The organism is Kineococcus gypseus, assembly GCF_050871305.1.
Classification (GTDB): Bacteria; Actinomycetota; Actinomycetes; order Actinomycetales; family Kineococcaceae; genus Kineococcus; species Kineococcus gypseus.
Genome location: NZ_JBJLRD010000019.1, coordinates 35,761 through 49,958, shown reverse-complemented (window position 1 = coordinate 49,958; position 14,198 = coordinate 35,761). Strand labels below are relative to the sequence as shown.

The window sequence follows — 14,198 nt, the reverse complement described above, 5'->3', positions numbered from 1 at the left end:
TCACCGCGGCCGCCCCGACGCGCCGGAGCAGGACGAAGGGACCACCGTGATCGACGACACCCTCCTCGAGGCCGAGGAGAAGATGAGCAAGGCGATCGACGTCGCCAAGGAGGACTTCGGCGCCATCCGCACCGGCCGGGCCAACGCCGCGATGTTCCACAAGATCCTCGTGGACTACTACGGCGCCCCGACCCCGCTGCAGCAGCTGGCCTCCTTCCAGATCCCCGAGGCGCGCTCGGTGCTCATCACGCCGTTCGACCGCAGCGCCATGGGAGAGATCGAGAAGGCCCTGCGCAACTCCGACCTCGGGGTCAACCCGGGCAACGACGGCCAGGTCATCCGCGTGTCCCTGCCGCAGCTGACCGAGGAGCGGCGCAAGGACTACATCAAGCTCGCCCGCACCAAGGCCGAGGACGCGCGCGTCTCGCTGCGCAACGTGCGCCGCCGCGCCAAGGAGGAGCTGGACCGCATCGTCAAGGACGGCGAGGCCGGCGAGGACGAGGTCGCGCGCGCCGAGAAGGACCTCGAGGCCACGACGAAGAAGTACGTCGAGGCCGTCGACGACCTGCTGAAGAACAAGGAAGCGGAACTGCTGGCGGTGTGAACGCCACCGCACCCACCACCGGCCCGGCGCGCACCCGCCGCGCCGGGCGCGACCTGCCCGCCGCCGTCGGCGTGGGCCTCGCGCTCGGCGCGGTGCTGCTGCTGAGCCTGTTCGTGCGGCCGGAGGCCTTCGTGGTCCTGGCCTGCGCCGCCGTGCTGTGGGGCACGGTGGAGGTCTCGCGCGCCTTCCGCGCCCAGCACCTGCGCGTGCCGGTCGTCCCGCCCGCGGTCGGCACGCTGGCGATGCTGCCCGGCGCCTACCTCGGCGGTCCCGAGACGCTGCTCGTCGCCTACGCCCTGACGGTCTTCGCCGTCCTGGTGTGGCGCCTGCTCGCCACCGGCGGCGACCACGGCACCCCCGTGGGCGTGCCGGCGGTGCGCGACGTGGCCGGCGGCGTCTTCGTCGTCTCCTACGGCCCGCTGCTGGCCTCCTTCGCGGTGCTCATGCTCGCCGCCACCGACGGGCCGCGGCGGGTGCTGCTGTTCGTGGTGCTGGCCGTGGCCAGCGACATCGGCGGCTACGCCACGGGGGTGCTGTGGGGCAGGCACCCCATGGCCCCCTCCGTGAGCCCGAAGAAGTCCTGGGAGGGCACCGCGGGCTCGCTGGCCACCGGCGCCGCGCTGGGGGCGGTGTGCCTGCCGCTGCTGCTGGGCGGTCCCTGGTGGGGCGGGCTGCTGCTGGGGCTGGTCACCGTCGCGGTGGCGGTCCTGGGCGACCTGTCGGAGTCCATGCTCAAGCGCGACCTGGGCATCAAGGACATGGGGGACCTGCTGCCCGGCCACGGCGGCGTCATGGACCGCCTGGACTCCCTGCTGCCCACCGCGCCCGTGGTGCACCTGCTGCTGCTCGCCCTGATCGGCCCCTGACCCCGCCCGGCGGCGGGGCGGGGCCGCTCGCGCGCCTTACCATGGGAGCACCATGCCCACTACCCCCGCCCCCGCCGCCGCGGCGGACGCCCCCCTGGACTTCAGCGAGGACTTCACCCGCGGCGCCGAGCGCCGCCCGCTGCCCCTGGCCCCCGCCGGCCCCGGCGCGCTGGTGATGTCCGCCCCCCGCCGGGGCAAGCCGCCGCGCCACTTCAGCGACCTGGAGCCGGCCGAGCGCGGCCCGGCGCTGGCCGAGCTGGGGGAGAAGCCGTTCCGCGCCCGCCAGCTGGCCGTGCAGTGGTTCGAGCGCCTCGAGGACGACCCCGAGCGCATGACGGACCTGCCGGCCGCGAGCCGCCGGCGCATCGCCGACGCGCTGCTGCCCACGCTGCTGACGCCGGTGCGCACCCTGACCGCCGACGGCGGCACCACCGTCAAGACGCTGTGGCGCCTGCACGACGGCGCGCTCGTGGAGTCGGTGCTCATGCGCTACCGCAACCGCGACACCCTGTGCGTCTCCAGCCAGGCCGGCTGCGGCATGAACTGCCCGTTCTGCGCGACCGGGCAGGCGGGGCTGACCCGCAACCTGTCCACCGCGGAGATCGTCGAGCAGGTCTTGGCGGCCTCGCGCGCCCTGGCGCGCGGGGAGGTCGCCGGCGGGCCCGGCCGCGTGTCCAACGTCGTCTTCATGGGCATGGGCGAGGCGCTGGCCAACTACCGCTCGGCCGTGGCCGCGGTGCGCCGCCTGACCGCCCCCGCCCCGGACGGGGTGGGCATCTCCGCGCGCGGGCTGACCATGTCGACCGTGGGCCTGGTGCCGGCGATCGACAAGTTCGCCGCCGAGGGGGTCCCGGCGACGCTGGCGCTGAGCCTGCACGCCCCCGACGACGAGCTGCGCGACGAGCTCGTGCCGGTCAACCGCCGCTGGAAGGTCGCCGAGGCGCTGGACGCGGCCCGCCGCTACTTCGAGGCCACCGGGCGGCGCGTGAGCATCGAGTACGCGCTCATCCGCGACGTCAACGACCAGGCGTGGCGCGCCGACCGCCTCGGCAAGCTGCTCAACGCCCGCGGGCGCGGCTGGGTGCACGTCAACCCCATCCCGCTGAACCCCACGCCCGGCTCGAAGTGGACCGCCAGTGACCCCGCCGTCGAGCGCGCCTTCGTCGCCGCCCTGGAGGCGCGCGGCGTGCCCACCACCGTGCGCGACACCCGCGGCAGCGACATCGACGGCGCCTGCGGTCAGCTGGCCGCCGTGGCGCCCGAGCAGCCGCGCGCGTGAGCACCCGCCGCGGGGAGGGCCGGTGACGCAGGAGCTGGAGCAGCACGACGCGGCGGCCCTGCTGGCGCGCCCGCCGCGCACCGGCCGGCTGCGCCGCGGCTACCGCACCTCCGACGTCGACGCCTTCCTCGAGCACGCCGAGCGGGCCGTGCCGGTGCACCGCCTGACCTCCGCGCAGGTGCGCGCGGTCGGCTTCGGCACCCGCTTCGGCGGCTACGACGTCGACGCCACCGACGCGGCCCTGGGTGCGCTGGAGGACCACCTGGCGCGCGCCGAGCGGGTGCGCGCGCTGGCCGGCGGCGCGCAGCGGCAGTGGGCCGAGCGCCACGCCGCGCTCAGCGCGGCGGTGCACGGGCGGCTGGACGAGCCGGACGGCGAGCGCTTCCCGCGCGCCCGCGGCCTGCGCCGCGGCTACCGCCCCGCCGACGTCGACGCCCTGTGCGCGCTGCTCGCCGAGCACTTCGCCGGGCGGGCGGCGGTCGGCGGCGAGGACGTGCGCGCGGCGCTGTTCCGCCCGCGGCGCGGGCGGCGCGGCTACCGCGAGGCGCCCGTGGACGCCTTCCTCGACCGGGTCGTGGAGCTGCTCGTCGCGCACGGCGCCTGACGCGACAGCCCGCGCGCCGGCCCGCGCGCCGGCCCGCGCGCCGGCGTCCGGGGCGCGGGCCTCAGTCCCACAGCGGCACCGAGCCGAGCACCCGGTCCACGGCGATCGCCACGACGACGCGCCGCGGGTTCGGCCGCGGCGTGCGGTAGCGCTGCGCGTAGCGCTGCTCGGCGTCGGCGACCTCGTCGGGGCCGGTGAGCAGGCGCGCCGGGCCCTCCAGCGCCAGCCAGCGGCGCCCGTCGACCTGGGCCACCACCGCGCGCGAGCCGGCGCGCACGTGCGCGGCCTTGCGGGAGGTGGCCGAGGTGATCACCCGCACGGTCGCGTCGGCGGCCTCGAAGGTGAAGCCGACGGGCACCACGTGCGGGGAGCCGTCCGCGCGCAGCGTCGTCAGGGTCGCCAGGTGCCGCTCGCGTAGGAACTCCAGCGCGGCGTCGGGCAGCTCGTGCGGGTCCAGGGCCACCCCCCGACCCTACGGGCCGCCCGCGGGCCGGTCTCAGGGCACCGGCACGGCGGCGGCCCGCTCGAAGACCTCGCGCTCGACGGCGCCCAGGCGCGGGCCGTACAGGCGCTCGGGGGCGTGCCCGTAGCTGAAGCTGACCACCGAGGTGACGGTGCCCGTGCCGGCGACGGGGTCGAAGCGCGAGAGCCACGGCCCGCCGCTGGAGCCGCTGGCCATGTCGCACAGCGTGCCCTGGTCGGTGGTGCCGCCCTCGTCGGGGAAGCGCCAGCCGGTGCAGTGCTGCAGCGTCGTGCCGTCGCTGCCCGGCCCGGCGGCGGGGTAGCCGAAGACGGTCACGCGCTCGAGCGGGGCGTCGAAGGCGAGCTCGAAGGCGCCGGCGCGGTCGGCCAGCGCGGCGCCGTCCTGGCGGCCCACCACCACGAAGCCGACGTCGTGGTTGAGCGCGGCCGGGGTGTTCTGGTCCTCCTCGCGCCACTGGGCGGTGGTGAACGTGCGCACCGCGCTCCACCTGCCCAGCGGCGTGGCCGCCCCGTCCAGCCCCGGCAGGTAGACCACGTTGGTGGAGTCGCGGCCGCCGTCGGTCAGGCAGTGCCCGGCGGTGACGAGCACGCTGGCGTTGCCGGCGCGCACGCTGCTCGCGGAGCACTCGTAGGGCGTGCCGCCCTGGGTGAACAGCAGCCTGCCCACCTTTGGGCGCACGGCCGCCCCGCCCCGCCAGGGCGCGGAGACGCTCACCGCCGCGCCGGTGACCTCCCCGGCCGTGCTGCGCTCGCGGCGCGGGACGACCGGGGTGCCGGCGGCGGCGCGCGGCTGCACGGCGCCGCCGCCCGCAGCGGGCTCCTGGGCCGGCTGCTCCACCGGCTGCTCCACCGGCTGCTGCGCGCCCTCGCCGGCGACGGGCCGGGGCGCGGGTGCGGGGCGGGCGGCGGCGATGCGCTCGGGCGTCCAGTACGCCAGGGCGGCCGACTGCGCCGCGGCGTCGAGGCGGGCGACCTCGGAGACCTGCGAGACCTGCGAGAGCCCCGGGGCCGAGGCCCCCCGGAGCGCCTGCGCGGAGCCGGTGCCGGAGGGCGCGGCGCCGGCGGGCGCGGCCGCGCCGGTGAGCGCCGCCAGGGCGGCGACGGCCAGGCCGGCGGTGCGGCGGCGGTGGGTGGCGGGCATGTGGACGTCCTCCCGGGGAGCGGTGCGCTGCGGCCATCCTGGCCGATGCGCGCCCCCGCCGTCGCCACCCGGGCCCGCCGCGGGCGGCGGCGAGGCCAGAATGGCCCGGTGAGCACCCACGCGCCGCACCCCGCTCCCGCCCCGGGCACCGCCGTGCCCGCCGCCGCCGGCGTGCCGTCCGGCGGGGTGCGCGAGGTGGTGCTGCTGGGCAGCACGGGCTCGGTGGGCACCCAGGCGCTCGACGTCGTGGCCGCGGCCCCGGGGCGCTTCCGCGTGGTGGCGCTGGCCGCCGGGGGCGCCGACGTCGACGCGCTGGCCCGCCAGGCCGTCGAGCACGCGGTGGAGCTGGTGGCCGTGGCGCGCCCGGGGGCGGCCGCGCCGCTGCGCGAGGCGCTGGCGGCGCGGGCGCGCGCGGCCGGCCGGCCCGGCTGGTCCCCGCGCGTGCTGGCCGGCCCCGACGCCGCCGCCGAGGCGGCCGCGCACCCGTGCGACGTGGTGCTCAACGGCATGACCGGCTCGGTGGGGCTGGGCCCGACGCTGGCCGCGCTGACCGCCGGGCGCACCCTGGCGCTGGCGAACAAGGAGTCCCTCGTGGCCGGCGGGCCGCTGGTCACCCGCGCCGCCGCGCCCGGTCAGGTGGTGCCGGTGGACTCCGAGCACTCCGCGCTGGCGCAGTGCCTGCGCGGCGGGGCCGCCGGGGAGGTCGCGCGCCTGGTGCTCACCGCCAGCGGCGGGCCCTTCCGCGGCCGGCGCCGCGAGGAGCTGACCTCGGTGACCCCCGAGCAGGCCCTGGCGCACCCCACCTGGTCGATGGGCCCGGTCGTGACCACCAACTCCGCCACGCTGGTCAACAAGGGCCTGGAGGTCATCGAGGCCGCGCTGCTCTTCGGGGTGCCCTACGAGCGCATCGACGTCGTCGTGCACCCGCAGTCGGTGGTGCACTCGATGGTGGAGTTCGCCGACGGCTCCACGCTGGCGCAGTGCTCCCCGCCGGACATGCGCCTGCCCATCGCGCTGGGGCTGGCCTGGCCCGAGCGCGTGCCCGGTGCGGTCGCGCCGGTGGACTTCGGCCGCGCGGCGAGCTGGACGTTCGAGCCGCTGGACGCCACCGCCTTCCCCGCGGTGGACCTGGCCCGCGAGGCCGGCCGGCGCGGCTCGACCGTGCCCGCGGTGCTCAACGCCGCCAACGAGGAGTGCGTCGCGGCCTTCCACGCCGGCCGGCTGCCGTTCCTGGGCATCGTCGACACCGTCGCGCGCGTGGTGGGCGAGCACGCACCGGGGGGCGACCCGCGCGACGTGGCCGACGTGCTGGCCGCCGAGGGCTGGGCCCGCGCGCGGGCGAGGGAGCTGACGGCGGCGGGGGCGCGCGCGTGAGCGAGGTCCTGCTGTGGGTCGTGGGGATCCTCGTCGCGGCCCTCGGCGTGGCGCTGTCCATCGCGCTGCACGAGGTGGGCCACCTGCTGCCGGCCAAGCGCTTCGGCGTGAAGGTGACGCAGTACATGGTCGGCTTCGGGCCCACCCTGTTCTCCCGGCGCCGGGGTGAGACCGAGTACGGCCTCAAGGCGGTCCCGCTGGGCGGCTACGTGCGCATGGTCGGGATGTTCCCCCCGCAGCCGGGCGACGCGCCGGGCCGGGTGCGGGCGAGCTCGACGGGGCGCTGGGCGCTGATGGCCGAGGAGGCGCGCGCGGCGAGCTTCGTGGAGGTCGGCCCCGGCGACGAGCGGCGCACCTTCTACCGCCTCCCGGTCGCGAAGCGCATCGCGATCATGTTCGGCGGGCCGTTCGTCAACCTCGTCCTGGCGCTGCTGCTGACCGCCGTGGCCGCCAGCGGCATCGGCGCGCCCGGCCTGGTGCCCACCGTCTCCACGGTCTCGCGGTGCGTGCTGCCGGCCGCGACGACGGCCACCGAGTGCCGCCCGCAGGACCCGCCCGCCCCGGGCGCGGCCGCGGGCCTGCGCCCCGGCGACGTCGTGCTCTCCTTCGACGGCGAGCCGGTCACGAGCTGGGAGCAGCTCTCCGACGCCATCCGCACCTCCGGCGGGCGCACGGTGCAGCTCGTCGTCGAGCGCGAGGGGCGGCGCGTGCCGCTGAGCGCCACCCCGGTGCTCACGCAGCGCGCCGTGCTGGATGAGCGCACCGGCGAGCCCACCGGGCGCGTGGAGGAGGTCGGCTTCCTGGGCGTCTCGCCCAGCGTGGCGGTGGTGCGCCTCCCGCTGGCGCAGGTGCCCGGCGTGGTCGCCGAGCAGGTCGAGGGCGTGGCGGGCATCGTGCTGCGGCTGCCGCAGCGGCTGGTGGACGTCGCCCAGGCCGCGTTCGGCAGCGAGGCGCGCGACCCGAACGGGCCCATCGGCGTCGTCGGCATCGGCCGCCTGGCCGGCGAGCTCAACGCCCGCCCGGCCATCGTGCCCGGCGACGAGCTGGCCGAGCGGGCCTCGCGGCTGATCTCGCTGCTCGCCGGGCTGAACGTGGCGCTGTTCGTCTTCAACATGGTCCCGCTGCTGCCGTTCGACGGCGGGCACATCGCCGGCGCGCTGTGGGAGGTCCTCAAGAAGGCGCTGTTCCGCCTGCGCGGGCGCCCCGACCCCGGTCCGGTGGACGTGGCCAAGGCGATGCCGCTGGCCTACGGCGTCTCGCTGGTGCTCATCGGGATGAGCGCGCTGCTGCTGTACGCCGACATCGTCCGCCCCGTCACCCTGGGCTGAGCCGCCCCGTCCGGCTCCCGGCCCGCGCCCGGCCCGCCCGGCGACCGCTGCCGGTGCTCCCGCGGTGCGCCGTCGGTGAACACCCGGTGGCGCGCCGGTGCGCACCGCCACCCGTGGTCGTGCCCGCCGCCGCGCGGGGCGATACTGCTGCCGTGACTGTGAGCCTCGGTCTGCCGACCCTGCCCCCGCCCGTCCTGGCCCCGCGCCGCAAGACGCGCAAGATCAAGGTGGGGTCGGTCGAGGTCGGCGGCGACGCGCCCATCTCGGTGCAGTCGATGACGACGACGCCGACGACGAACATCAACGCCACCCTGCAGCAGATCGCCGAGCTGACCGCGACCGGCTGCGACATCGTCCGCGTGGCCTGCCCCACCGGCGAGGACGCCGAGGCGCTGCCGATCATCGCGAGGAAGTCGCAGATCCCGGTCATCGCCGACATCCACTTCCAGCCCAAGTACGTCTTCGCGGCGATCGAGGCCGGGTGCGCGGCCGTGCGCGTGAACCCCGGCAACATCCGCAGGTTCGACGACCAGGTCAAGGAGATCGCCCAGGCGGCCAAGGACGCCGGCGTCTCGATCCGCATCGGCGTCAACGCCGGCTCCCTGGACCCGCGCCTGCTGGCCAAGCACGGCAAGGCCACCCCCGAGGCGCTGGTGGAGTCCGCGGTGTGGGAGGCCTCGCTGTTCGAGGAGCACGACTTCCACGACTTCAAGATCTCCGTCAAGCACAACGACCCGGTCGTCATGGTGCGCGCCTACGAGCTGCTCTCCGAGCGTGGCGACTGGCCGCTGCACCTGGGCGTCACCGAGGCCGGCCCCGCCTTCCAGGGCACCATCAAGTCCGCCACCGCCTTCGGCGCGCTGCTGAGCAAGGGCATCGGCGACACCATCCGCGTGTCGCTGTCCGCCCCGCCGGCGGAGGAGGTCAAGGTCGGCATCCAGATCCTGCAGTCGCTCAACCTGCGCCCGCGCAAGCTGGAGATCGTCTCGTGCCCCTCGTGCGGGCGCGCGCAGGTGGACGTCTACTCCCTGGCCGACGCCGTCACCGAGGGCTTGCAGGGCATGAGCGTGCCGCTGCGCGTGGCCGTCATGGGCTGCGTCGTCAACGGCCCCGGCGAGGCCCGCGAGGCCGACCTGGGCGTGGCCTCCGGCAACGGCAAGGGCCAGATCTTCGTCAAGGGCGAGGTCGTCAAGACCGTGCCCGAGCACGCCATCGTCGAGACGCTCATCGCGGAGGCCGAGCGCCTGGCCGCCGAGATGGGCGAGCCGGTGGACGAGGCCGCCGCCGGCGGGCCCACCGTCACCGTCGGCTGAGCCGCCCACCGGGGCCGCCGGGGCCGCCGGGGCCGTGGCGCGGCCGTGGCGGGGCCCGCCGCGGGGGCCGCGTGGACGGTCCGCCGCTCAGGCGACAGGATGCCGGGGTGCACCCGACCCCGTCCGCGGCCACGTCCACCGGTCCCGCCGGGCCCGCGGGCCTGCGCGTCCTGACCGGCTCGGACGCGGCCGCCCTGCTGCGGCTGTGCGACCGCGACCCGGTGGCCAACCTCTTCGTCTCCGCCCGGGTGCTGGGCCTGCTGGCCCGGCCCGGCACCGACCTCGGCGGGCAGGTGTGGGGCTGGTTCGAGCACGGTGAGCTCGTCTCGGCCTGCTGGGCCGGGGCCAACCTCGTGCCGGTGGAGGCCACCCCCGCCGCGCTGGACGCCTTCGCCGCGCACGCGCGCGCGCAGGGCCGGCGCTGCTCGTCGCTGGTGGGCCCGGCCGAGGCGGTCCTGGGGCTGTGGCAGCGCCTGGAGCCGCACTGGCGCGGGGTGCGCGAGGTGCGCGCGCGCCAGCCGCTCATGGTCTGCGACGGCGAGCCGGAGGTGCCCGCCGACCCGGCGGTGCGCCGGGCCACGCTGCGCGAGCTGGACCTGGTGGTGCCCGCCTGCGTGGCCATGTTCACCGAGGAGATCGGCTACGCCCCCGCCCCGCCCGACGGCGGCGGCGCCTACCGCGCCCGCGTGGCCGAGCTGGTCTCCACCGGGCGCTCCTTCGTGCGCGTGGACCGCGGCCCCTCGGGCCCGGAGGTCGTCTTCAAGGCCGAGCTGGGGGCCGTGGCGCCGAAGGTGGTGCAGGTGCAGGGCGTGTGGGTGCCCCCGCACCGGCGCGGCGAGGGCCTGGCCTCGCCGGGCATGGCCGCCGTGGTGCGCGCCGCGCGCGCCGACGGCGTGGAGGTCGTCTCCCTGTACGTCAACGACTACAACACCCGCGCCATGGCGGCCTACCGCCGCGTGGGCTTCCGCGAGGTCGGCACCTTCGCGACCGTCCTGTTCTGAGCCGGCCGGGGTGAGCAGCGTCGCGACGGGCCCGGCGAGGCCCGTGCACGAGGGCCAGGGCGGTGGCGCGGGCGTCGCGGGTGCGGGCGCAGCGGGCTCCTGCCGTCGGGACGAGGGGGTGCTCGTCGTGGTGACCCCGCTCCGGCGCGGGACCCACCGGTGCGCGGATAGGCTCTCGGGGTGCTCATGCGGATGTCGACGCTGTTCTTGCGGACCCTGCGGGAGGACCCGGTCGAGGCCGAGGTCGCCAGCCACAAGCTGCTGGTGCGGGCCGGCTACGTCCGCCGGGCGGCCCCCGGCATCTACACGTGGCTGCCGCTGGGCCTGAGGGTGCTGCGCCGCGTCGAGGCGGTCGTGCGCGAGGAGATGGACGCCGCCGGCTTCCAGGAGGTGCACTTCCCGGCGCTGCTGCCGCGCGAGCCCTACGAGGCGACCGGCCGCTGGAGCGAGTACGGCGACGGCATGTTCCGCTTGAAGGACCGCAAGGGCGCGGACTACCTGCTGGCGCCCACCCACGAGGAGATGTTCACCCTCCTGGTGAAGGACCTGTACTCCTCGTACAAGGACCTGCCGCTGTCGATCTACCAGATCCAGACGAAGTACCGCGACGAGGCCCGCCCGCGCGCCGGGATCCTGCGCGGGCGCGAGTTCGTCATGAAGGACTCCTACAGCTTCGACGTCGACGACGCGGGCCTGGAGGTCTCCTACGAGAAGCACCGCGAGGCCTACGTGCGCGTCTTCACGCGCCTGGGGCTGGACTTCGTCGTCGTCTCCGCCGTCTCCGGCGCCATGGGCGGCTCGCGCAGCGAGGAGTTCCTGCACCCCACCGCCATCGGCGAGGACACCTTCGTGCGCTCGCCCGGCGGGTACGCCGCCAACGTCGAGGCCGTCACCACGCCGGTGCCGCCGGCGCTGCCCCTCGACGACGCCCCGGCCGCGCACGTGGAGGACACCCCCGACAGCCCCACCATCGAGACGCTGGTGGCCGCGGCCAACGCCGCGCACCCGCGCCCGGACCGGGCCTGGACGGCGGCGGACACCCTGAAGAACGTCCTCGTCGTGCTGCGCCACCCCGACGGCACCCGCGAGCCGCTGGCCGTGGGCCTGCCCGGCGACCGCGAGGTGGACCTCAAGCGGCTGGAGGCCTCGCTGGCCCCGGCGGAGCTGGAGCCCTTCGGCGAGGCCGACTTCGCCGCGCACCCGGCGCTGGTCAAGGGCTACATCGGCCCCGGCGCCCTCGGCGAGGCCTCCGCCTCGGGGATCCGCTACCTGCTGGACCCGCGCGTGGTGAGCGGCACCCGCTGGATCACCGGCGCCGACGAGCCCGGCAAGCACGTCTTCGACCTCGTCGCCGGGCGCGACTTCACCGGCGACGGCTCCGTCGAGGCCGCCGAGGTGCGCGCCGGCGACCCCGCCCCCGACGGCTCCGGCCCGCTGGAGCTGGCCCGCGGCATCGAGATCGGGCACATCTTCGCGCTGGGCCGCCGCTACGCCGAGGCGCTGGACCTGAAGGTCCTCGACGAGAACGGCAAGCAGGTCGTGGTGACGATGGGCTCGTACGGCATCGGCGTCACCCGCGCCCTGGCCGCCGTCGCCGAGGGCAACCACGACGAGAAGGGCCTGGTGTGGCCGCGCGGCCTGGGCCCCGCCGACGTGCACGTCGTCGCCACCGGCAAGGACGCGGAGGTGTTCACCACCGCCGAGCGCCTCGCCTCGCAGCTGCACGCCGAGGGCGTCGAGGTCCTGCTCGACGACCGCCCGAAGGTCTCGCCGGGGGTGAAGTTCAAGGACGCCGAGCTGATCGGCGTGCCGACGATCCTCGTGGTCGGCAAGGGCCTGGCCGAGGGCGTCGTGGAGCTGCGCGACCGCCGCAGCGGCGAGGCGCGCCAGGTGCAGCTGGCCGAGGCCGTGCCCGCGGCCCTGGCCGCCGTGCGCGGCTGAGCCCGGCGGCGCCGCGCGCGGTCCCGGCCCGCGCGGCGCTCAGGGTTCCAGGTCCACCAGCACCGCGGCGTGGTCGGAGGCCCACACCCCGCCCACCGGCTCGGCGGCGACCACGCGCGCCGAGCGCACGGCGCCCTCGCCGGTGAACGGGGTCAGCCCGACGAGCACGTGGTCGATGCGCGCGCTGGGCTGGTGCACGCGCGCCACCCACGGGTTGCGCCGGTCCCACGTCAGCCCCGGGTCCTGCGGGTGCGCGAAGCGCCAGGCGTCCAGCAGCACGAAGCCCTCCACCGGCCCGGCGGTCTCGTAGCCGCGCGCCAGCCGCAGCTCGTCGGAGGTCTCCACCGCGTTGAAGTCCCCGGTCAGCACCGGGGGGTAGTGCTCGCCGCGGCGCGCGCCGGCGGCGACGAACGGCACCAGCTCGCGCACCTGCGCCACGCGCACCGCCGACTCGGCGGGCGAGGAGTTCAGGTGCGTGGTGGTGAACGGCAGCGGGCGCCGGGGCGCGTCGACGAGCACCTGCAGCGCGGTGCGCCCCTCGTCCTCGTGCCCGCCGGCGGGCAGCGCGCGGGTGCGCCGCTCCAGCAGCGGGTACCTGCTGAGCACGGCGTTGCCGAAGTCCACGGTGCCGGCGTGCGGGTCGTGCGGGGACAGGCGCCGCTGCCAGCGCTCGGGGCGCGGGGAGGGCGACCAGGCGGCGACCATGCCCAGGCGCTCGGCCAGCCAGTGCGCGAGGTTCTCCCCGTCGGGCCCGCCGGTGGCCCACACCTCCTGCAGGCCCACCACGTCGGGGCGGTGCTCGGCGAGCACGGCCAGGATCGCCTCGCGCCGCGCGCGCCAGTCGCCGAAGCGCCACCACACGTTCCACGTCATGATCCGCAGCGGGGGGTCCGCCGCCCGGGGTGCCTGGGGTGCGCTCATCTCGCCGCCCAGTCTCCCAGCCGCCCGTGCGGCCGCCAGCGCGGGCTCAGCGCGCGGGCGTCGCGGTGGGCGCGGCAGCCGCGGTGGTCGCGGACGCCGTGGTGGTCGCGGACGCCGTGGTCACCGGCAGCCCGTCCTCGCCGAGCTCGGGCAGCCCCGGGAACGCCGTCGTCGCACCGCCCCAGGACCGCGCGGCGCGCGCGGCGCGCACCACGCCGGCGGCCGCCAGGCCCCGCTCGGCGCGGGAGGCCGCGGCCAGGTCGGCGTAGACGGCGGCCAGCCGCTCCTCCACGCCGGCGGCCAGCAGCAGCGCCGCCCCGGGCGCGCCCGCCTCGGCCGCGTAGCCGGCGCGCGCGCCCACGGGCTCGGCGCCGCGCGCGCGCAGCACGTCGGCGACGTCGTCGCGGGCGGTGCGGTGCGCCGCCAGGGCCGCCAGCGCCCGGGCGCGCTGCTCACCGGGCAGGCGCCCGGCCACGAGCCCGAAGGCCCACACGGCCGCGTGCTCGCCGGCCAGCACCGCCTGGAGCGCCGCCTCGGTGCCGTCGCCCTCACCGTCGCCCTCACCGTCGCCCTCACCGCCGCCCTCGCCGGCGCTCGCGGCGGGGGGCGGGGCGGGGGGCGGGGGCACCGCCGGCGCCGGCAGGGCGGCGGCCGTCGCCGCGCCGTCGAGCAGCAGCGCGCGCGAGGCGCCCAGCGCGCACAGCAGCCGCGACGTGCCGGCGCCCGTGCCGGGGTCCGCGGCGCTCGCCAGCGCCCGGCCGGCGGTGGCGGTGAGCTCGTCCACCAGCGCACCGGCGCCGCCCGCGCCGCCCGCGCCGCCCGCGCCGCCCGTGGTCGGGTCCGGCACGAGGGTGGCGCTCACCCCCGCGGCCGGGTCCTCGCCCAGGGCGCGCAGGTGGGCGCTGCACACGTCGACGACCGCCGAGGCGGCCTGCTGCACGACGGCGCTCGCGCCGGCGGCCGGGTCGGCGGGACCGGCCGGGGCGGTGCCCGTTCCGGCCAGCGGCAGCGCCAGGCCCAGCAGGCGGCGCGCGTCGGCCACGGCCCCCTCGCGCGCGGTGTCGTCCGGGCCGCGCCGCGGCGCCGGGGTCTCCTCCGGGCCGCTCACCCAGCGCACCCCGCACCCGGCCGGGGCGGTCGCGGCCAGCGCGGCCAGGGCGGCCAGCGCGGTGCGGCGGCGCAGGTCCCGCCCCGCCGGGGCGCCGGGAGCGGGACGGGGGAGCGCGCGCACCCGGGGATGGTGCCACGCGCGTGGTCGGGCGACCGCGGCGCACCGCGATACCCTGGGCAGTCGTCGTGGCGAGCGGCGGGCGGGCCCGCGGGGCGCCGCCCGCCGCTCGTGC

Annotated in this window: 13 protein-coding genes; 9 read left to right on the top strand and 4 right to left on the bottom strand. The window is 77.6% G+C overall.

Going from position 1 to position 14,198, the window contains the following annotated elements; all coding sequences use genetic code 11:
- Positions 1 to 46 precede the first annotated feature (46 nt).
- The 4 genes from frr (at position 47) to ACRYMN_RS09405 (ending at position 3,353) form a co-directional block, all read left to right on the top strand.
- Positions 47 to 604: a ribosome recycling factor gene (gene frr / locus ACRYMN_RS09420; protein WP_432494301.1), complete on the top strand. Its 558-nt coding sequence runs from the start codon at positions 47 to 49 to the stop codon at positions 602 to 604.
- A complete protein-coding gene (locus ACRYMN_RS09415) occupies positions 601 to 1,470 on the top strand; it encodes a phosphatidate cytidylyltransferase (RefSeq protein ID WP_432494299.1) in 870 nt (289 codons plus the stop codon). Before frr ends, ACRYMN_RS09415 begins: the two co-directional genes overlap by 4 nt.
- A 175-nt stretch (positions 1,471 to 1,645) precedes the next feature.
- Complete coding sequence (rlmN, locus tag ACRYMN_RS09410; RefSeq protein WP_432494356.1) at positions 1,646 to 2,749, top strand: dual-specificity RNA methyltransferase RlmN; 1,104 nt, start codon at positions 1,646 to 1,648, stop codon at positions 2,747 to 2,749.
- Positions 2,750 to 2,771: 22 nt separating this feature from the next.
- Positions 2,772 to 3,353: a DivIVA domain-containing protein gene (locus tag ACRYMN_RS09405; protein ID WP_432494297.1), complete on the top strand. Its 582-nt coding sequence runs from the start codon at positions 2,772 to 2,774 to the stop codon at positions 3,351 to 3,353.
- 61 nt (positions 3,354 to 3,414) lie between these two features.
- Here ACRYMN_RS09405 and ACRYMN_RS09400 read toward each other — a convergent pair whose 3' ends face one another.
- On the bottom strand, positions 3,415 to 3,816 hold the full coding sequence (locus ACRYMN_RS09400; RefSeq protein WP_432494295.1) for a pyridoxamine 5'-phosphate oxidase family protein: 402 nt from the start codon (positions 3,814 to 3,816) through the stop codon (positions 3,415 to 3,417).
- A gap of 33 nt (positions 3,817 to 3,849) precedes the next feature.
- Positions 3,850 to 4,977 (bottom strand): trypsin-like serine peptidase, encoded by a 1,128-nt coding sequence (locus tag ACRYMN_RS09395; RefSeq protein WP_432494293.1) that lies wholly within the window; start codon positions 4,975 to 4,977, stop codon positions 3,850 to 3,852.
- A gap of 108 nt (positions 4,978 to 5,085) precedes the next feature.
- Between ACRYMN_RS09395 and dxr the strand changes: the two genes are divergently transcribed.
- From dxr to ACRYMN_RS09370, 5 genes are all read left to right on the top strand, one after another.
- Positions 5,086 to 6,351, top strand: coding sequence for a 1-deoxy-D-xylulose-5-phosphate reductoisomerase (gene dxr / locus ACRYMN_RS09390; RefSeq protein WP_432494291.1), 1,266 nt, complete (start codon positions 5,086 to 5,088; stop codon positions 6,349 to 6,351).
- On the top strand, positions 6,348 to 7,679 hold the full coding sequence (locus ACRYMN_RS09385; RefSeq protein ID WP_432494289.1) for a M50 family metallopeptidase: 1,332 nt from the start codon (positions 6,348 to 6,350) through the stop codon (positions 7,677 to 7,679). The genes dxr and ACRYMN_RS09385 overlap by 4 nt, the downstream gene beginning before the upstream one ends.
- A 152-nt stretch (positions 7,680 to 7,831) precedes the next feature.
- A complete protein-coding gene (gene ispG / locus ACRYMN_RS09380) occupies positions 7,832 to 8,992 on the top strand; it encodes a flavodoxin-dependent (E)-4-hydroxy-3-methylbut-2-enyl-diphosphate synthase (RefSeq protein ID WP_432494287.1) in 1,161 nt (386 codons plus the stop codon).
- Positions 8,993 to 9,099: 107 nt separating this feature from the next.
- On the top strand, positions 9,100 to 9,993 hold the full coding sequence (locus ACRYMN_RS09375) for a GNAT family N-acetyltransferase (protein WP_432494285.1): 894 nt from the start codon (positions 9,100 to 9,102) through the stop codon (positions 9,991 to 9,993).
- A gap of 180 nt (positions 9,994 to 10,173) precedes the next feature.
- Complete coding sequence (locus ACRYMN_RS09370) at positions 10,174 to 11,934, top strand: proline--tRNA ligase (RefSeq protein ID WP_432494283.1); 1,761 nt, start codon at positions 10,174 to 10,176, stop codon at positions 11,932 to 11,934.
- Positions 11,935 to 11,973: 39 nt separating this feature from the next.
- On the opposite strand, the gene ACRYMN_RS09365 is transcribed toward ACRYMN_RS09370, so the two are convergent.
- Both ACRYMN_RS09365 and ACRYMN_RS09360 read right to left on the bottom strand, forming a co-directional pair.
- On the bottom strand, positions 11,974 to 12,855 hold the full coding sequence (locus tag ACRYMN_RS09365) for an endonuclease/exonuclease/phosphatase family protein (RefSeq protein ID WP_432494281.1): 882 nt from the start codon (positions 12,853 to 12,855) through the stop codon (positions 11,974 to 11,976).
- A gap of 46 nt (positions 12,856 to 12,901) precedes the next feature.
- Entirely contained in the window at positions 12,902 to 14,086 is a 1,185-nt protein-coding gene (locus tag ACRYMN_RS09360; RefSeq protein WP_432494279.1) for a DUF4439 domain-containing protein, read from the bottom strand.
- Positions 14,087 to 14,198: the final 112 nt, after the last annotated feature.

Bases quoted from the DNA above. Each gene is read 5' to 3' on its own strand.
- ACRYMN_RS09395 (WP_432494293.1), bottom strand. From the start codon at position 4,977: ATGCCCGCCACCCACCGCCGCCGCACCGCCGGCCTGGCCGTCGCCGCC.
- ACRYMN_RS09365 (WP_432494281.1), bottom strand. From the start codon at position 12,855: ATGAGCGCACCCCAGGCACCCCGGGCGGCGGACCCCCCGCTGCGGATC.
- rlmN (WP_432494356.1), top strand. From the start codon at position 1,646: ATGTCCGCCCCCCGCCGGGGCAAGCCGCCGCGCCACTTCAGCGACCTG.